Source organism: Vibrio sp. RE88, assembly GCF_013113835.1.
In the GTDB taxonomy this organism is placed as follows: Bacteria; Pseudomonadota; Gammaproteobacteria; order Enterobacterales; family Vibrionaceae; genus Vibrio.
On the sequence record NZ_VTYQ01000007.1, the window covers coordinates 338,571 to 357,644 of the forward strand.

General features: G+C 45.1%; 17 protein-coding genes. 4 read left to right on the forward strand and 13 right to left on the reverse strand.

All coding sequences use genetic code 11. The annotated features are described in order from the left end of the window. Positions 1-55: 55 nt before the first annotated feature. The 5 genes from F0265_RS18125 to F0265_RS18145 all read right to left on the reverse strand — a co-directional run bounded on the left by F0265_RS18125 (position 56) and on the right by F0265_RS18145 (position 5,604). Positions 56-1,450, reverse strand: coding sequence for a heavy metal sensor histidine kinase (locus F0265_RS18125; protein ID WP_171749920.1), 1,395 nt, complete (start codon positions 1,448-1,450; stop codon positions 56-58). Further along, positions 1,443-2,132, reverse strand: coding sequence for a heavy metal response regulator transcription factor (locus F0265_RS18130; protein ID WP_064488064.1), 690 nt, complete (start codon positions 2,130-2,132; stop codon positions 1,443-1,445). Before F0265_RS18130 ends, F0265_RS18125 begins: the two co-directional genes overlap by 8 nt. Positions 2,133-2,225: 93 nt before the next feature. Next, positions 2,226-2,609, reverse strand: a complete 384-nt coding sequence (locus F0265_RS18135; protein ID WP_171749921.1) for a DUF3316 domain-containing protein — start codon at positions 2,607-2,609, stop codon at positions 2,226-2,228. 289 nt (positions 2,610-2,898) lie between these two features. Then, positions 2,899-4,731: a glutamine--fructose-6-phosphate transaminase (isomerizing) gene (glmS, locus tag F0265_RS18140; RefSeq protein WP_171749922.1), complete on the reverse strand. Its 1,833-nt coding sequence runs from the start codon at positions 4,729-4,731 to the stop codon at positions 2,899-2,901. 111 nt (positions 4,732-4,842) lie between these two features. After that, entirely contained in the window at positions 4,843-5,604 is a 762-nt protein-coding gene (locus tag F0265_RS18145; protein ID WP_021456706.1) for a DeoR/GlpR family DNA-binding transcription regulator, read from the reverse strand. A 432-nt stretch (positions 5,605-6,036) separates the two neighbouring features. On the opposite strand from F0265_RS18145, the gene pykF reads away from it, so the two are divergent. Both pykF and F0265_RS18155 read left to right on the forward strand, forming a co-directional pair. Further along, positions 6,037-7,449 carry a pyruvate kinase PykF gene (gene pykF, locus F0265_RS18150; protein WP_006958219.1) on the forward strand — a complete coding sequence of 471 codons (1,413 nt, stop codon included), beginning with the start codon at positions 6,037-6,039 and terminating at the stop codon, positions 7,447-7,449. Positions 7,450-7,615: 166 nt separating this feature from the next. Beyond that, the gene (locus F0265_RS18155; RefSeq protein WP_021456707.1) at positions 7,616-8,275 is read left to right on the forward strand and encodes an FCD domain-containing protein; all 660 of its coding nucleotides are present in this window, start codon (positions 7,616-7,618) and stop codon (positions 8,273-8,275) included. 37 nt (positions 8,276-8,312) lie between these two features. Here F0265_RS18155 and F0265_RS18160 read toward each other — a convergent pair whose 3' ends face one another. The 3 genes from F0265_RS18160 to F0265_RS18170 all read right to left on the reverse strand — a co-directional run bounded on the left by F0265_RS18160 (position 8,313) and on the right by F0265_RS18170 (position 12,015). Next, complete coding sequence (locus F0265_RS18160; protein WP_171749923.1) at positions 8,313-10,199, reverse strand: diguanylate cyclase; 1,887 nt, start codon at positions 10,197-10,199, stop codon at positions 8,313-8,315. A 130-nt stretch (positions 10,200-10,329) separates the two neighbouring features. Then, positions 10,330-11,022, reverse strand: coding sequence for an oxidative stress defense protein (locus F0265_RS18165; protein ID WP_171749924.1), 693 nt, complete (start codon positions 11,020-11,022; stop codon positions 10,330-10,332). A gap of 96 nt (positions 11,023-11,118) precedes the next feature. Next, positions 11,119-12,015: a LysR family transcriptional regulator ArgP gene (locus F0265_RS18170; RefSeq protein ID WP_171749925.1), complete on the reverse strand. Its 897-nt coding sequence runs from the start codon at positions 12,013-12,015 to the stop codon at positions 11,119-11,121. A gap of 112 nt (positions 12,016-12,127) precedes the next feature. On the opposite strand from F0265_RS18170, the gene F0265_RS18175 reads away from it, so the two are divergent. Together F0265_RS18175 and F0265_RS18180 are read left to right on the forward strand one after the other, a co-directional pair. Next, a complete protein-coding gene (locus F0265_RS18175; RefSeq protein WP_171749926.1) occupies positions 12,128-12,757 on the forward strand; it encodes a LysE family transporter in 630 nt (209 codons plus the stop codon). Between the two features lie 4 nt (positions 12,758-12,761). After that, complete coding sequence (locus F0265_RS18180) at positions 12,762-13,244, forward strand: YbaK/EbsC family protein (RefSeq protein WP_171749927.1); 483 nt, start codon at positions 12,762-12,764, stop codon at positions 13,242-13,244. Between the two features lie 29 nt (positions 13,245-13,273). Here the strand turns inward: F0265_RS18180 and mscS are convergent, their stop codons facing one another. The 5 genes from mscS to F0265_RS18205 all read right to left on the reverse strand — a co-directional run. Continuing rightward, positions 13,274-14,140, reverse strand: coding sequence for a small-conductance mechanosensitive channel MscS (mscS, locus tag F0265_RS18185; RefSeq protein WP_171749928.1), 867 nt, complete (start codon positions 14,138-14,140; stop codon positions 13,274-13,276). A 341-nt stretch (positions 14,141-14,481) separates the two neighbouring features. After that, positions 14,482-15,558: a class II fructose-bisphosphate aldolase gene (gene fbaA, locus F0265_RS18190; RefSeq protein WP_171749929.1), complete on the reverse strand. Its 1,077-nt coding sequence runs from the start codon at positions 15,556-15,558 to the stop codon at positions 14,482-14,484. A gap of 155 nt (positions 15,559-15,713) precedes the next feature. Further along, positions 15,714-16,874, reverse strand: a complete 1,161-nt coding sequence (locus F0265_RS18195; RefSeq protein ID WP_065741132.1) for a phosphoglycerate kinase — start codon at positions 16,872-16,874, stop codon at positions 15,714-15,716. Positions 16,875-17,054: 180 nt separating this feature from the next. Continuing rightward, the gene (gene epd / locus F0265_RS18200) at positions 17,055-18,089 is read right to left on the reverse strand and encodes an erythrose-4-phosphate dehydrogenase (protein ID WP_171749930.1); all 1,035 of its coding nucleotides are present in this window, start codon (positions 18,087-18,089) and stop codon (positions 17,055-17,057) included. A 133-nt stretch (positions 18,090-18,222) separates the two neighbouring features. Beyond that, positions 18,223-19,074, reverse strand: an 852-nt coding sequence (locus tag F0265_RS18205) for a transketolase family protein (protein WP_301338242.1), incomplete at its 5' end; no start/stop codon positions are given.

Below are 19,074 nucleotides of genomic sequence, written 5' to 3' on the forward strand. Positions count from 1 at the left end.
GCAATGCTCTCTGATTTGCTACCACCTTTACCAGAGCCGGAAAACAAAGCAACGCTCAAAGCGTCTCTAAATGACGTAATTCCGCAGCTTGAGCAACACTAATGGCTGGGAGCATAATGAAAAATTGAGTTTGGTTGTTCTCTGAAGCCACACTAATCTGGCCATCATAAGCACGTACGATTGATTGCGTGATCGATAAACCCAGCCCCGCCCCAACACTACCTGTATTTTGACGTGACTTATCAACCCGATAAAAACGCTCAAACAAATACGGTAAATAGGGTCTGGGTATCGTCTCTCCTGCATTCGCGATCGTGATGCACACTTGTCCTCCTTTCTGCGTGACCTTAATAGAGATCACAGTCTCGTCATACGCATGTCGAATTGCGTTCGAGAGCACATTTCCCACTGCCCGATCAAACATATTGCGATCCATAAACAACATAGCTTGACCCGAAGTGGTGATGGTCAAGGCAGAGTCTTCCGCCCAGATGTCAAAGTACTCGATTAAGCGCTCAATCTGCTCCTCAACAGCGAAGGTTTCATTGTGCCGATGGATGAGCTTGTTCTCCGCTTTCGCGATGTACAACAAATCATTGATGGTTTTGGTAATGCGGTTTAACTCTTCAAGCGTAGAGGCGATGGCTTCTTGATATTCCTCCGACGTACGACACGCGCCCAATATCACTTGGTTTTGGGTCGTAATATTGGTCAGAGGCGTTTTAAGTTCATGGGCAATATCAGAAGAAAATTCACTCAAACGATGAAAGCCCATTTGCAAACGATCCAACATCGCATTGTGCTTAGCGGCCAGTTCATGCAGCTCAACTGGCAGACTCTCAGGATCAATACGAATATCCAATTGCTCTGGTGTGATATGTTGAATGTGCTTGTTTAAGGTCACAATCGGCTTCAAGCCTCTGTTTACGATTACTCGGCTAAACAATGTAGACGCGATAAATGCAAAGCCTAAAGACCAGAATAAGATCCAGCCAAGTTTACTTAAGAACAGCCGATGATGGTTGATGCTCATGCCGATCACAACAATGGCACCTTTGTTTTTAAACGCAAAAGCTCGAATATCTAATGAACTTTCACGCCATTCGATAGCATTGTTTCGATCTAAGATCTGCGGAGAACTCAGCGTTAAAGACAAGCCATCAGGGATAGAGAGTGTCGAATTCTTATAAGTCAGGGTTTTATCTTTATATGCCCACATATAAGCAGAACTATTGTCGATAATAAGGTAAGCAGACTCAGGTGAGACCAGCATCGTCTTTTCTATCGCGTTATATTTGGTCACGATGTCGCTGTAATCTTGATTAAAGAAATGACGCTCGATGGTGTAATAGAGAATAAATGCTAATGCTAGATACACAGCCAATGTCGTACCGACAAACATCAGCACAAGTTTATTTTGCATGGATAAGCTGGCGGGTAATTTAAGCATCAAGCGCTTCCAACTTATAGCCCATTCCTCTAACGGTATGAATCAAAGACGTCTCAAACGGTTTGTCCACCTTTTGGCGCAATCGCTTAATGGCAACGTCGATAACATTGGTGTCACTGTCAAAATTCATATCCCACACCAATGAAGCAATAGTAGTGCGTGAGAGAATTTGTCCCTCTTTACGCATTAGAAGTTCAAGTAGAGCGTACTCTTTCGCTGTTAACGTCATGGATTGCCCACTTCGCGTCGCGACTCGCTTGATCATATCCAGCTTTAGATCGGCAATTTGAAGTGTTTGCGGCGAGGTTAGCACTCGAGAGGAAGTATGATGACGAAATACGTTTTGTATTCGCGCTAACAGTTCAGCAAACGCGTAGGGTTTAACCACATAATCATTGGCACCGAGCTCAAAACCGCGAACTCGATCTTCAATCTGCTCTTTGGCTGTCAGCATAATGACTGGGGTATGAATATCACTACTGCGTAAAGTATTGAGCACTTGCCAACCGTCCAGCTTGGGTAACATGATGTCGAGAAGAATCAGGTCATAGAGCTCACTGGTTGCGTGATACAGCCCATCAACACCATCTTGCACCCAATCAACCACGTAGCCAGACTCCACCAGCCCTTTTTGCAAGTATTCCCCTGCTTTGACTTCATCTTCTACAATCAGTAATTTCAATGTCTACCCTCTATCTCAGTGAATTGCGCGCAGCGTCGACAAGCGTAAAAGAGTACGATGTCGATGACATCATACTCTTCTCATTGGAGCTTGTTATCGATTGCTATCGCGCTCTGCGTAGTTCACTTTGACATTCACAATGCCCAAATATTCCAATTGACCGTTTTCATTCATGCGCTCTTGTACTGTGACAAAACCGCCATCTTGAAGATGTGTACTATTGTTCGCAACATCGAAACTCAAGAGGCTGATGTTCAGCTTTTTATCGAGCTCGCGAGACGACATACCTTTTAACGCGTTTAGCTCAACCAAAGCTTGTTGATAGGCAGCATCTGAAGTTGCGGCTGGCTCTACAGAAATGGTCTTCATCTCTTCTCGGTTAATGTATCTACCGCCATTGAAAGTAGGTTGAGCAAATACTGATGTGCTAGTGATTGCTAGTGTTGTTACAAGGAGAGCGGTTTTCAGTGCTTTCATATTGATGACCTTTGAGTATGTTTGTTTTCAATGGCTTCATTATTCAACAACACACCTGACATCAACCTATCTCGAAGATGACATTTTTGTCATACACCCAGAGCGCCTAGGTCCATAACCGTGATACAAAACCAATGAACACCTATTACTCAGCTTGCGAGTGAGCATTGACGGGATATTCCACTAGCATTTATGGCAGATATAAAAAAGCGAAGTCATATGACTTCGCTTTAGGCTTTCGCTAGTTGTATAGCGCGCTATCAACAAATGTAATCACATCTTGCGTGGCTTACTCTACCGTTACTGCTTTAGCCAAGTTACGTGGTTGATCCACATCCGTACCTTTGATCAGCGCAACATAGTAGGACAGCAACTGCATTGGAATCGTGTAGTAGATTGGCGCAGTGATGTCGCTGACGTGAGGCATCGTGATGATCTTCATCGTCTCATCGGCTTCAAAGCCTGCGTCTGCATCCGCAAATACATACAGCAAACCACCACGTGCACGTACTTCTTCAATATTCGACTTAAGTTTTTCAAGCAGTTCATTGCTCGGTGCGACAACAACTACCGGCATGTCCGCATCAATCAGCGCAAGAGGGCCATGCTTCAATTCACCCGCCGCATAAGCTTCTGCGTGAATGTAAGAGATCTCTTTCAGTTTCAACGAAGCTTCCATGGCAATCGGGTAAAATTCACCACGACCAAGGAACAAGGTGTGATGCTTATCAGCAAAATCTTCCGCCAGAGCTTCAATATCTTTCTCAAACGATAGTGCAGAGTTGATCTGTTTTGGCAGCGCATGCAGTGCTTCAACGATCTCTTTTTCTTTCTCTTTGCTTACACGGTTTTGCTGCTTACCGAGCGCCGTCACTAGCATTAACAGTGCTGAAAGCTGAGTTGTGAAAGCTTTCGTTGATGCAACACCAATTTCCACGCCAGCACGTGTCATGAAAGCAAAATCAGACTCACGAACTAACGACGATCCTGCAACGTTACAAATCGTCATTGCCGCCATGTAGCCTTTCTCTTTAGCCAGACGAAGGGCTGCCAAAGTATCAGCCGTTTCACCTGATTGAGACAGAGTGATCAGCAGGCTGTTTGGACGAGTCACAAATTTGCGGTATCGGAACTCAGACGCAATTTCAACATCGCAACTTACGCCTGCAATGTCTTCAAACCAGTAACGCGCAGTCATTCCGGCATTGTAAGACGTACCACACGCGACGATCTGTACATGCTCAACTTTACTCAAGATTTCTGCCGCATTAACACCAATAGCTTCGGTGACGACTGAATCCGATGTTAGGCGTCCTTCCATTGTGTTAATTAAAGCCGTTGGTTGTTCGTAGATTTCTTTTTGCATGAAGTGACGGTACTTACCTTTATCACCCGCATCGTGCTCTGCATTTGACTCAATGATTTCACGCTCAACACGTTCACCAGAAAGATCAAACACGTTCACTTCACGACGAGTAATTTCAGCCACATCGCCTTCTTCCAGGTACATAAAGCGACGGGTCACATTTAGCAATGCAAGCTGATCTGAAGCGAGGAAGTTTTCACCGACACCGAAACCAATAACGATCGGGCTGCCAGAGCGAGCAACAACAATGCGTGAAGGATCTTTGCGATCAACAGCAACTGTACCGTAAGCGCCTTCAAGTTGCTTGGCTGTTTTCTGAACCGCCTCAAGTAATGAGTCAGCAGTGCGTAGCTCCCACTCAACCATATGAGCAATGACTTCAGTGTCCGTTTGGGAGTCAAATACATAGCCACGAGACTTTAGCAGCTCACGCAGCTCTTCGTGATTTTCAATGATGCCATTATGCACAACAGCAATATCACCTGACATGTGCGGGTGCGCGTTAGCCTCTGAAGGCTCACCGTGGGTTGCCCAACGCGTGTGTGCGATACCTGTCCCACCGACCACTTCCGCTGCGTCCACAGCGTCCGCCAGTTCCTGAACTTTACCCAGGCGACGAAGGCGAGTCAGATTAGAATCACCATCAACTACAGCAACACCTGCAGAGTCATAACCACGGTATTCAAGGCGGCGTAAGCCTTCCACCAGAATTTCAGCCACATCTCGTTGTGCTACTGCACCGACGATTCCACACATATTTGTATCTCCGTTTCGGTATCCCTTCCCCATCTGAGGTACGCAATCTAGACAGCAAGCAAAAAAAGCCAAATTGACGGGATTAAATTGATTAAATTGTTTTAAATAGCTTTATACGCAAATAACTTTCACATCATGAGATTCAATTTGCTGTTTGAACTCAGGATTCAAGTCTTTGTTAGTAATTAAGATATCGATGGAACTCCAAGCCAGCTCGAGATTTGGAATCTTACGACCAATTTTTTCAGATTCGACCATCACAATGACTTCACGTGACACTTCAGCCATCACTTTACTTAGGCCGACCAATTCATTAAATGTTGTCGTACCTCGCTCTAAGTCAACGCCATCAGCACCAATAAATAGCTGGTCAAAGTCATATGAGCGTAGTACCGACTCAGCGACTTGTCCTTGAAAAGACTCAGAATGAGCATCCCAAGTCCCGCCCGTCATCAATAAAGTAGGCTCACTTTCAAGCTCATTAAGCGCGTTCGCCACATTGAGTGAGTTGGTCATCACAACCAAACCACGCATACCATCCAGTTGCTTGATCAATGAAGCGGTTGTACTACCACTGTCGATCACAATGCGATTGTGCTCGCGGATCAGCTTGGCGGCCGCTTGGGCGAGCTCATTCTTACGAATCGAAACATTTTCGCTCAATTCATCGCTGACGACTTCTTTTGGTAATGCGATAGCACCTCCATAGCGACGCAATAATTGGCCATTTTTCTCTAAAGAGGCAAGATCCTTTCGAATTGTGACTTCAGAAGTCTCAAATTGGAGAGACAAAGACTCAACACTGACCTCACCTTTTTCATTTACCAAATTAGAAATTGCGTGTCTTCTTAGTTGCGTGTTTCGTTTCGACATCTTAATTTCATTTAATAAGTTTCGTTGTGAAAGAAATTATAGTCAAACCGAAACTTTAAAGTCCATTTATTTTGAACCAAAAAATAAAAAATAGCGGCAAAACCTTGTCCTAAGACAATTCTTAAACAGTGATATTGGCGTGAATCAGTGGTAGAATTCGCCACCGAAAAGAAAAAAAATTACAGAATTGACCGTTATTTTTTTGCAACTAACCGCATATATCCTAGGTTAGTCACAGAAATGCTGAGTATTATCCAGACAGTTTGGTCATAAAATGACTAAACTTGTTGAAAGACTTTCAGTTCTGAAGTCGACGACAACATTGATGTTCTCTTGTATATAGAAGGCTCGAAATGCCAGGCGGGAACCCTCGACTTCAGCGAGATAAATGACTTTCAGATTGTAACTATTATTGACCGGAGAATATCTTCCATGAAAAAGACCAAAATCGTATGTACGATTGGCCCTAAAACTGAATCTGTAGAGAAGCTAACTGAACTCGTAAATGCAGGCATGAACGTAATGCGCCTAAACTTCTCTCACGGTGACTACCAAGAGCACGGCACTCGTATTGCGAACTTCCGTAAAGTAATGGAAGAGTCTGGTAAGCAACTGGCTATCCTTTTAGATACTAAAGGTCCAGAGATCCGTACTATCAAGCTAGAAAATGGCGACGATGTTGATCTGGTTGCTGGTCAGGAGTTCACTTTCACAACTGACACTTCAGTTGTGGGCGACAAAGACAAAGTAGCGGTAACTTACGCAGGTTTCGCAGCAGACCTTAACGTTGGTAACACTATCCTAGTGGACGACGGTCTGATCGAAATGGAAGTACTGGCTACTTCAGAAACTGAAGTGAAATGTAAGGTACTGAACAACGGCGCACTAGGCGAAAACAAAGGTGTTAACCTACCTGGCGTTTCAGTAAACCTACCTGCCCTATCTGAAAAAGATAAAAACGACCTTAAGTTTGGTTGTGAGCAAGGCGTTGACTTCGTTGCAGCTTCTTTCATCCGTAAAGCGTCTGACGTGAAAGAAATCCGCGAAGTACTTGCGGCTAACGGCGGTGAAAATATCCACATCATCTCTAAGATCGAAAACCAAGAAGGTGTTGATAACTTCGATGAGATCCTAGAGCTGTCTGACGGTATCATGGTTGCTCGTGGTGACCTAGGTGTTGAAATCCCAGCGGAAGAAGTGATCTTCGCTCAGAAGATGATGATCGAGAAATGTAACCGTGCACGTAAGATGGTTATCACAGCAACTCAAATGCTTGATTCTATGATCAACAACCCACGTCCTACTCGTGCAGAAGCTGGTGACGTTGCGAACGCAGTGATGGACGGTACTGATGCTGTAATGCTTTCTGGTGAAACAGCCAAAGGTAAGTACCCAGTTGAAGCGGTAACTATCATGGCTCAAATCGCAAACCGCACAGATGCAGCACTAAAAGCTGAACTAGGTTCTCGCCTAGACAGCCCTCGTCTACGTATCACAGAAGCAGTATGTAAAGGTGCTGTAGACACAGCTGAAAAACTAGCGGCTCCACTGATCGTTGTGGCAACTGAAGGTGGTAAATCAGCTCGTTCAGTACGTAAGTACTTCCCAACAGCAAACATCCTTGCACTGACTAACAATGCAAAAACAGCAGCTCAGCTTGTGCTAACAAAAGGTGTTCGCCCTGTGTTGGTTGATTCAATCGACAGCACTGACGCATTCTACGTACTAGGTAAAGAGCTAGCACTTGAATCTGGTCTAGGCAACAAAGGTGACATCGTTGTTATGGTATCTGGCGCTCTAGTCGCTTCTGGCACAACAAACACAGCTTCTGTTCACGTTCTATAATAACCGAATAAATATTCACTTTTTAAAGAGGGCTTCGGCCCTCTTTTTTTATCCCTTCCTCTTGTCTCACTATTTGGTACGCTGTATTATCAATCAAAGTATTGCGTACTATTAAATTCACGCCCGTTTTATATAACGCTGTATTTATGCATATGAGGAAAGGATAGTGTCTAGCCCAACGTTGACTGACAAAGTCTCGAAAATGATCTACCAAGACATCTTAAGCGGAGAGCTCAAACCGAGTCAAAAGCTAGTAGTTGCAGATCTAAAAAGCCGATACCACGTAGGGGCCTCACCAATCAGAGAAGCACTAGTGCAACTCTCATGGACGAAGTATGTCAGTTTAGAACCACAAAAAGGCTGCTGGGTATCCCCAGTATGCGTCGAAGAGCTGGAGGATCTCTATGAGAGCTTACGTACTGTTGCAGCCGTACTACTAAAAAAGTCGATCAAATCTGGCGGCGAAGATTGGGAGTTGGAAGTACTCACCTCATTCCATAAACTGTCACGTATCAACCTGACTAACGACAATTTTGACTGGAAAGAGTGGGAAGAGCGCCAGCACCAATTCCACATCGCACTATTAGAAGGTTCTAACTCTAGGAATATGTTTGAATTCTTCACTGATTTGATCAATCAAATCAAACGCTATCGCTATTTTGCAAGACACAACGGCTTAGACCCACGCCAATTCGAAATTGACGAATATGAGAAGATCATGAAACTAGTTCTGGCGAAAGACACCGATGAAGCCGCCGAAGAGTTTGATCGCCATCTGCATCGTTCAATGGAACAAATCCAAATCACCATTGAGCAGGCCGCATAATTAGAGACATAAAAAATCGAGCTTAGGCTCGATTTTTTTAGGCAATTTCATCACAGCTCTGGCAAACAGAGACTCGGTTGCGTCCCAAGGTTTTGGACTCGTACAAGGCAATGTCCGCACACTTGTAGCAACGCGTGCTATTCGAAGTTAAATCAGTCAGCCCCACACTCACCGTAATAGGAACGTCTGCTGCCATTTCAACCGCGATTCGCACTCGATTCAGCGCTTGTTCTGCTTCTTCAATACTGGTGTGCGGCATAATGATCGCAAACTCCTCACCACCAATACGGGCGATAAAATCTGTCTCACGCAACGCCTCAGTAATAATGGCACCTACTCGACTGATAACTCGGTCACCTTCATCATGACCCAGTTCATCATTTACCCGCTTGAAGAAATCAATATCAAGCAGCGCAAGGCAAGTGTCATGCCTCTCAGGATAACGCCCACTCAATTTGGCACTGTGACGCAGTTCCAGTTCAAACTTACGTCGGTTCCACAACTGCGTCAGCTCATCTTTTTCACTTAAAATTCTCAGTCGCTCTTCCAACTCTTTACGTTCAGAGATATCCACCAGCGACGTGATGTAATAACTGACTTTCCGCCCCTTAGCCAACACGCATTGCACACGCATAATCGCGGTGACCTTAGTGTGATTTTTCTGATTATGGATGGTTATCTCACCTTCCCAGATCTGATTGGACGACAGAGCCTCAAACAGTTGTAAGGTCGTCGCAAACTGTTCTTCGCCCACCAATGCTTTGATCATGTTCTGAGACGCAATGTCTTTCTGGCGATAACCGGTGAGTCTCTCAAACTCATCATTGACTAAAACTGCTTGATGCTTTTTATCCGAAATAACCACCGCGGACATACCGCTTAACGCTGCTCTTGCAAGTTGACTCTCTAAACTTCGCTTGCGGTAATAAACAACCCCACTGGTCGCTGGAACGGTGAAAGCTAGCACCATCAGTAAGACGATTGAAGCTTCTTTAAGTAGTATTTGATAATCTCGCTCAGAACGTACTTTCAGTTCTTCCTGACTAAGATCGATAACCAAATAGAGCTTTTGTCGCCCTTCCATATAGATCTGATTGAATACAATCAGATGATCTTTTTCTAAATGGTAACCCGACTTCTGATCTTGCATCGCCTGCCAAGTTTCTGGGTAGTAACGCGCAAGATTATGCTGACTGCGGCTGGCTAACAGGTGGCCAAATAATTTACTCGGATCATCGCTGATCATGTAAAAACCCGCTTCACCGACCAGCTCTGGGCGGAATGACTTGTCAGGGGAATAATTAAGACGGGAGGTCAGATACCAAATATCAATATTAAGTATTAAATAGCCAGCACGCTGGCCTTGTACTTCAACCGGAGTGATTAAACGCAGTGCGGGTTTGTATGGAAATACCAGCTCGCCGTTTTCCATTTCAAGATCGATCCCCCACGCGCCAATTTGATCATCTCGGAGCAGTTTGGCATAGCGGAAATAGCCACGATGAGATTTGTCCTGCAACTGCTCAGCCATCTGAACACGATTACCACTCAGCAGATAGTTAAGGCGTAACTGTTCTTGACCCGCATTATCGATGAAACGGATCTGGCTATACCATTTCTGATTGATCGCCATCGAAGACCACACTTCTTCAACAACTTCACGATTCTCAGTGTTAGGAGAAAGAATGTAATCGTAGAGGCTTCGGCTATGGGAAAGTAATTCGATGATCGAAACAAGCTGGCTGCGAACGCTCTGATATTCGCGTTCACTGTAGGCGAGTTGATGCATGGCCTGTTTAGCCGTTAACTCCACCGTTTCTTCTTCAAGGTTTTGGTATTGCTGAGCGTAGTAAGCAGACGCGATCGACACCAACACCACTGTGGTAATGCACAAGTGCCAAAAGATGTTTTTTCGTTGTCTCACTACCACGGCTCCCAAATCGAAGGCGGGGCAGTATATCACCGAATAAAAAAGTGGTTAAGAATAACCCTAGGGGCAATTGATAATTTTATAAAAGCGCCTTAGTTACGACTAAAAAAGGCGCTTTTTATGGTTAATCTAACTGGTAAATGACGTCAACTCGATCACGTATCACGATTGTCGAATCCTGATAGGTGTTAGATTCCGTTTTTGCATCCATCGCCATTGAACGCATCAGTACCGGTTGACTGCTCGGCATATTGTAATCAATTCGCCAGACACCATTGATGTCTTTACCAAAACCAGAAGCCAATGACTCTGCTTTGCTATTGGCATCCTTGATGGCGGCTTGGCGTGCTTGCTCTTGATATTTAGCCTGATCTTTCACTTTAAGCTGAATGTTTTCGACCTGGTTGATGCCCGAGTTCAGCGCAATATCCAGATACTGATTCAAGTTCGCCAATTCATCGACGGTCACATTTACGGTGCGAGAGGCGCGGTAACCCACTAATTCAGGCTTACCATTTTTCGGGTAATGATACTGAGGGGATATATAAAGATTGGAGCTGGTAATGTTGTCAGCACTCATTCCCTGATCTTTTAGTTCAGTCAGAAAGTCAGTCACAACTTTGTCGACTGTCTGCTTGGCTTGTTCTGCCGTCATGGTGGTTTCCACCACACGAACCGTAAACTTCGCCATATCAGGTTTTGCGACAACTTCACCATATCCGGTCGTAGCTAGGTGTGGGAAGTTAGGCGTATCAGCGTAAGCACCAATACTGACCAGGCCTGAAACGGCAATTGCCAGGCTAGAAACTATCTTCATTATTGTTCACCTTATTTAACTAATCACATACATCATAGCGTTTAGATACCGCTTGAGGAGTCTTGTTCGATGTTCTGACAGAACTTTAACCAAGTGCTAGCTCGACAGCACATTTCTCGCATAATTAACAATGGATTGAGTCACTTCTTCCAATACGCCCGATTCGAGTTGCCAGTGATGCCAATAAATGCGGTATGAGCTTAAGAACCCAGGCAAGATGTCGACTAAACTCCCTTGCGCTAACTCTTTTTTGATCTGAAAGCTTGGGATCAAACAATACGCGACTCCTGCCAGAGCCATTTTGACAAACGCTTCTGAACTGGCAACACGATGAGTCCGGACATTATCTGGCAGAATATTAAAATGCTCTTTTAAAAACAGCTGATGTTGATCGTCATGCTGGTCGTACGCCACAGCGGGGGCTCGCAGCAAGGAGTCATAGTTGACGCCGTTGGGGAAATAACGCTCAACGAATTGCGGATTCGCCACGCAAACATAATCAACTCGCCCCAAATAGTCCGCCTGACATCCGGGAATAGGCCGTGATTCCAGGCTAATTGCTCCTGTCACCTCGCCACTTTTAAGCTTTTCTATCGCCCTGACTTCATTCAGTACCGCCAGTCTCAGCTCAATGTTCCGTGTTGTCAGTACCTGCTGTAGGGAAGGCAACAGCCAAGTTGCCAAGCTATCGGCATTGGTGGCGATAGAAATCGCCAGCGGGCGTTCTGAATCACTATTGGTTAATTCAGGCACCAGCTCACTTTCTAGTAATTGCACCCTGTGGTAAAGGCCCAGCAGCTTTTTACCCACCATAGTCGCTCTAGGTGGTTGCTCACGAACAAGAACGGGCTGAGCGAGAAACTTTTCCAACTGCTTTATACGCTGTGAGACCGCAGACTGTGAGATGTAGAGCGCTTCAGCTGCACGTTCAAAGCTGCCTTGAGTCACCACCGACTCCAAAGCCTCTATCCATTTGTAATCCAATCCACGCATAGCGTTACCAAAATAAGCAAAACTTATAATAGATTAAAATCATTAATTATACTTATCAAGATGCTGACTCTATTCTCAACGCTCATATTGGCAATTCACTGGAGAGAAAAACGTGAATCTATGGGTGTTATTACAAGGTTTTGGGCTGGGTGCCAGCATGATTATTCCGATTGGGGCACAAAATGCCTATGTTCTCAACCAAGGCATTAAGAGAAACCATCACTTGACGACCGCTACCATCTGTAGCGTTCTCGATGTCATTTTTATCTCGCTAGGCATATTTGGCGGTGGTGCAGTCTTGTCACAAAATGAAACCCTACTCACGGTTGTCACTTTAGGCGGTATTGCCTTTCTGACCTTCTATGGCTTACTGTCACTCAAAAGCGCCGTGCAAGCGAACAGAGCGTCCGAATCCAAGCGTCAAGTTGTAGAACGTGGTCGCAGAGCGGTGATTCTCGGGGCATTGGCAGTTACCGTGCTTAACCCTCACCTCTACCTTGATACTGTGGTGATCCTTGGCTCCATTGGCGGACAGTTTGAAGGACAAGATCGAATTTCGTTTGCATTAGGTACGATCATGGCCTCCTTTGTTTGGTTCTACACCTTGTCGATAGGTGCTGCTAAGCTTGGCCCCACCTTATCAAAACCAAAAGTAAAACAAGGGATTGATGTTGTGGTCGCCATCATGATGTTCACGATTGCCTTGATGCTAATAAACGAACTGGCCAATAAACACGGATAATTACATGGAACGATTAGAGCAAATCTATCAGTACAACCTAGACCTTCTTCAACAGCTTGAAGTGAGCTTTGAAGAATGGCGCCATGAGCCCATTCTCGATTTCGCTACTGATGTGCGTGTCGCTGAACAACTTGGTTGGACGGGTACCCATAGCAAGAGTCTGTTCCTGAAATTGAAAGGGGGTGGGCATGCGCTGTATCTGACCCACAAAGATGCTCGCCTTGATAGTAAAGCCATGAAGCAAGTCTTGGGGAAGCGACCTTCCATTTGCAGCGATGAAGAAATGATAGCGCTGCTAGGCTGTGTTCCAGGCGCGGTCTGTCCTTTTGGTATGCCTGAACATATTGAGATTGTCGTGGATAGTGCCTTATACCAGCACTCGGAAATCCTCTATACACCCGGTCACCCTGAACTGACCATAGGCATTGATGGCTCTTCCCTGCCGAAACTATTGCAAGCTATCCCAAACTCAGTAATTGAGATGTAAAAAAGCGAGGCTAAGCCTCGCTTTTCCAATCAGGATTCAACCTTGTTAAGGTGAACATCCATTTGCGGGAATGGAATTTCAATACCTTCATTATCTAAGCCTTCTTTAATCGCTTGCATTAGATCGAAGTACACTCCCCAGTAATCAGATGTCTTAACCCATGGGCGAACTACAAAATTAACTGAAGAATCCGCCAGCGTATGCACGCCAACCTGAACCGCCTGATCTTTAAGGATACGCTCGTCAGATTCACAGATCTTGGTTAAAAGCGCTTTGGTTTTCTGCAGATCCGCACTGTAAGACACACCGATCATCAAGTCGATACGACGAGTTTCATGACGCGAGTAGTTAGTGATAGGGCCACCGATAACACTGCCATTTGGTACGACAACCATCTTGTTATCTGGAGTCGTCAGAACCGTTTGGAAGATTTGGATAGATTCCACACTGCCTGCTACGCCACCAATTTCGACGTAATCGCCAGATTTAAATGGTCGGAAAGCAACAATCAGCACGCCCGCTGCAAAGTTTGACAGCGACCCCTGCAACGCTAAACCAACCGCTAAGCCTGCCGCACCAATGACAGCCACAACAGACGCTGTCTGCACTCCAATCCGGCTCAATGCCGCAATCAGTACAATCACAAACAATAAGTAGCGAACTAAACCATGGATAAACTCGATAACCGCTTTATCCATATTTTTCTTTTTCAGCATCTTGGCGACACTGTTTGCCACCATCTTAACGAAGATGTTACCGATGAATAGAATCAGAATGGCTGAAAGAACATTCACACCATACTGGATCAGTAAATCAGAATTATTGGTAATCCACGATTCAGCCTGCGCTAGACCATCCACTAATGGAGTTTCAATCTCCACCGACTCTCCTGCCATAATGTATACCCTCTAAAATATGTGGCGATCCTATGAATCACACGACTTTTTATGATTGATAGACGATGTCGTCTCCATAGATAACCTGAAACTATGTCAGATTTTTGGCACGATATATCAATTTTGACGATTCATAAAGTGACGTTTATGCAAAGAACACAAAAACAAAGAGTTATCGGAAAAAACTGATATCGACTCGTTACAGATTACGCAATGGTTTTCATTTTCGCCACCCTTTTAGGTGAGGAATAGCCCATTCATAAAACAAATACGCCAGACACAAAAAAACCCGCTCATTGAGCGGGTTTTGCAAACTTAACAGAGTACTGGATTCAGGAGAATTATAGTACGTCTACTGCGTTTAGGTCAGCGAACGCTTTCTCTAGACGAGTTACCATTGAAGACTGGCCTGCACGTAGCCATACACGTGGGTCGTAGTACTTCTTGTTTGGCGCATCTTCACCCGTTGGGTTACCGATTTGGCCTTGTAGGTAATCACGGTTTTCAGCTTCGTACTGACGGATACCATCCCAAGTTGCCCACTGAGTATCAGTATCGATGTTCATCTTAATAACACCGTAGCCGATAGACTCTTGGATTTCAGCTTCAGTAGAACCTGAGCCACCGTGGAATACGAAGTTTAGAGCGTTAGGCGCAATACCGAACTTCTCAGCACAGTATGCTTGAGAATCACGTAGGATAGTTGGAGTTAGAACTACGTTACCTGGCTTGTATACACCGTGTACGTTACCGAAAGAAGCTGCGATAGTGAAACGGTGTGAAACAGCGTTTAGTTTCTCGTATGCGTAAGCAACATCTTCAGGTGAAGTGTAAAGCTCAGAAGCGTCCATGTCAGAGTTATCAACGCCGTCTTCTTCACCACCAGTACAACCTAGTTCGATTTCTAGAGTCATGTCCATCTTAGCCATGCGCTCTAGGTACTTAGCACAGATTTCGATGTTCTCTTCTAGAGACTCTTCAGAAAGGTCGATCATGTGAGAAGAGAATAGTGGCTTACCAGTTTGCTCAAAGAACTCTTCACCAGCGTCTAGAAGACCGTCGATCCATGGTAGTAGTTTCTTAGCTGCGTGGTCAGTGTGTAGGATTACTGGAACACCGTAAGATTCAGCAACTGCGTGAACGTATTTAGCACCTGCTACAGCGCCAAGGATTTGTGCACCTTGACCTTCAAGTTTAATGCCTTTACCAGCGAAGAAAGCTGCGCCACCGTTAGAAAACTGAACAACAACTGGAGCTTTCACTTTAGCTGCTGCTTCAAGCACTGCGTTTACTGAGTCAGTACCTACAACGTTTACTGCCGGAAGAGCAAAGTTGTTCTCTTTTGCTACTTCAAAAACTTTCTGTACGTCATCACCAGAGATAACACCTGGTTTTACGAAATCGAAGATCTTAGACATGGATGTAATCCTATTTATCTGTCGTTTTAAAAATAAAACTTGTTAAGTTTAAATTCTTGCAAACGTTTGCTCACAACGTGCGTCATTCTAACAAAGAACAATGTGACTTGCAGCAAACAAGAAAGCGGGAGAATCATTCCCCCGCTTTCGTTTAATTACTTAGCGCGCTCTTCAAGCATCGCAACTGCTGGTAGTACTTTACCCTCAACGAACTCAAGGAATGCACCGCCACCCGTAGAGATGTAAGAAACGTCAGCTTTAATACCGAACTTGTCGATAGCTGCTAGCGTGTCACCACCACCCGCTACAGAGAAACCTGCAGACTGAGCGATTGCTTCAGAGATACCTTTAGTACCTGCTTCGAAGTTCTTGAATTCAAAGACGCCTACAGGACCGTTCCATAGGATAGTTTTCGCGTTGCCGATGATTTCAGCTAGAGCTGCTGTTGATTCAGGACCTAGGTCGAAGATCATGTCGTCGTCAGCCACTTCTGAAACGTGCTTGATTTCCGCTTCTGCGTTTTCGTCGAATGCTTTCGCACATGCAACGTCAGTCGCAACTGGGATAGAACACTCTTTCATTAGCTTTTGAGCCGTTTCAACTAGGTCTGCTTCGTATAGAGACTTACCTACGTTGTGACCGTCTGCAGCAATGAATGTGTTTGCGATACCACCACCAACAACAAGTTGGTCAGCCACTTTAGATAGAGATTCTAGAACTGTTAGCTTAGTAGAAACTTTAGAACCACCAACGATAGCAACTAGCGGACGCTCTGGGTTGTCCATTGCTTTACCAAGTGCTTCAAGTTCAGCGGCTAGTAGAGGGCCTGCACATGCGATAGGTGCATTCATACCAACACCGTGAGTAGATGCTTGTGCACGGTGAGCCGTACCGAATGCATCCATTACAAAGATGTCACAAAGCGCTGCGTATTTCTTAGATAGCTCTTCTTCGTTCTTCTTCTCGCCTTTGTTAAAGCGAACGTTTTCAAGAACAACAAGCTCACCCGCGTTTAGTTCAAGACCGTTCAGGTAATCTTTCGCCAGTTTAACGTCACAATCTAGTGCGTCATTTAGGTAGTTAACGACAGGTTGTAGAGAGAACTCTTCTGCGTATTCACCTTCCGTTGGACGGCCTAGGTGAGAAGTAACCATAACTTTAGCACCAGCTTCTAGACAGTGCTTGATAGTTGGTAGAGATGCTAGGATACGTGCATCAGAAGTCACTTTGCCTTCTTTTACTGGTACGTTTAGGTCCGCACGGATAAATACACGTTTACCTGCTAGATCCAGGTCAGTCATCTTGATTACAGACATGATGTGTCCTCTCAAATATTCAAAAAGTAAAGTTTTTAAGGCCCGGCGACCCTGCCAAGCCCAATAATTCTTCAAACTGATTTAGATATGGAGTTTATCAGCATTTATTTCAAGACTGGAAATAAATATTTCTCCATCGCCGCTAATCTGCATTTCGCCTATAAAAGTGGCCTTGCAGCGTCAAATTTGACGGGGAGCGGCTTGCATAGCGAGTGCCGTATCTAACATACGGTTCGCAAATCCCCATTCGTTATCACACCAAACCAACATTTTGACCAAATGGCCATTACTGACTCGGGTTTGCGTGCCATCGACGATCGCGCTATGGGGATCATGGTTAAAATCGATGGAAACGAGCGGAGCTTCAGTATAGTCAACAATGCCCTGTAATGTACACTGAGAAGCGTTAACAATGGTTTGATTTACGTCATTAACTTTCACATTTGTATTAATTGTGACGCTTAAATCCATGGCTGTGACGTTTACAGTAGGCACTCGTACTGAAATTGCTTCAAATTTGTTAGAAAATTTCGGGAAGATTCTTTCAATACCTTTATGCAACTTGGTGTCTACCGGTATAATTGATTGACTGGCTGCGCGAGTACGTCTGAGGTCAGAATGGTAGGCGTCGATGACCTGCTGATCATTCATCGAAGAGTGGATAGTGGTGATAGTTCCTGAATCGATTCCAAAAGCTTCATCAAGGGCTTTGATAATAGGTACGATACAGTTGGTCGTACACGAACCATTGGATACCACATTGTGATCCGCTCTTAGCGTATCGTGATTGACACCGTAAATAATGGTATTGTCGAGATCGCTGGCGCCCGGGTGAGAAAACAGGACTTTCTTCGCCCCTGCTTTGATGTGCTCTTGGCCATCAGCTTGAGAGCCAAACACACCTGTGCAATCCAACACCAGATCCACTTCCAGATCTCGCCACGGCAGAAGATCGATTTCTGCCAGATGAAGAATACGGATGGAATCAAATTCTCCGCTCTCATGGTGAACGTAAATATGCTCCTGATCGTTGGTAATCTTCTTACCAAATCGACCATGGCTAGTATCATACTGAAGTAGGTGTGCCATCGCATCGGGCTGAGCCAGTTCATTAACGGCTACCACCTTAATTTCTTGGCTTTTGCCACTTTCATATACTGCCCGCAAAACATTACGTCCAATACGTCCAAATCCGTTGATCGCAACTTTTAGCATGATTCCATCGCTCTACATCTTTTTCGTGTCACAAATACTACCTGATAGATTTATAAATCGCATCTAGTTCATCGTATCGGGTAAAAACAAAAAAGCCGAGTCACAAGGACCCGGCTTTCAAAGCAATTAACAATTAAGCTAATAGCTCTTTCGCTGTGTTCACAACGTTTTCAGTTGTGAAGCCGAACATCTTGAATAGCTCACCTGCTGGTGCAGATTCACCGAAGGTGGTCATACCGATGATACGGCCGTCGAAACCAACGTACTTGTACCAGAAATCAGCAATACCCGCTTCTACCGCGATACGTGCCGTCACGTCAGATGGTAGAACCGCTTCACGGTAAGCTGCATCTTGCTTGTCGAATGCGTCCGTTGATGGCATTGAAACAACACGTACTTGCTTGCCTTCAGCAGTCAGTTCAGCCGCAGCGTTTACTACTAGCTCAACTTCAGAGCCGGTTGCGATAAGGATAAGCTCTGGCTTGCCTGCACAATCTTTCAGGATGTAACCACCCTTAGCAATGTTCGCTACTTGCTCAGCGTCACGCTCTTGCTGTGCAAGGTTCTGACGAGAGAAGATAAGTGAAGTCGGTGCATCTTTACGTTCGATAGCCAGTTTCCAAGCCACTGCTGACTCAACTTGGTCACATGGGCGCCATGTGCTCATGTTTGGCGTCAGACGTAGAGAAGCCATTTGCTCAACCGGTTGGTGAGTTGGGCCATCTTCGCCAAGACCGATAGAGTCGTGCGTGTAAACCTGGATGTTCTGAACTTTCATCAGAGCCGCCATACGCATTGCGTTACGCGCGTACTCCATGAACATTAGGAAAGTTGCACCGTATGGTACGAAACCACCGTGTAGTGCGATACCGTTCATGATTGCCGTCATACCGAATTCACGTACACCGTAGTGGATGTAGTTACCCGACGCATCTTCAGCCGATACCGACTTAGAACCAGACCACATAGTTAGGTTAGAAGGTGC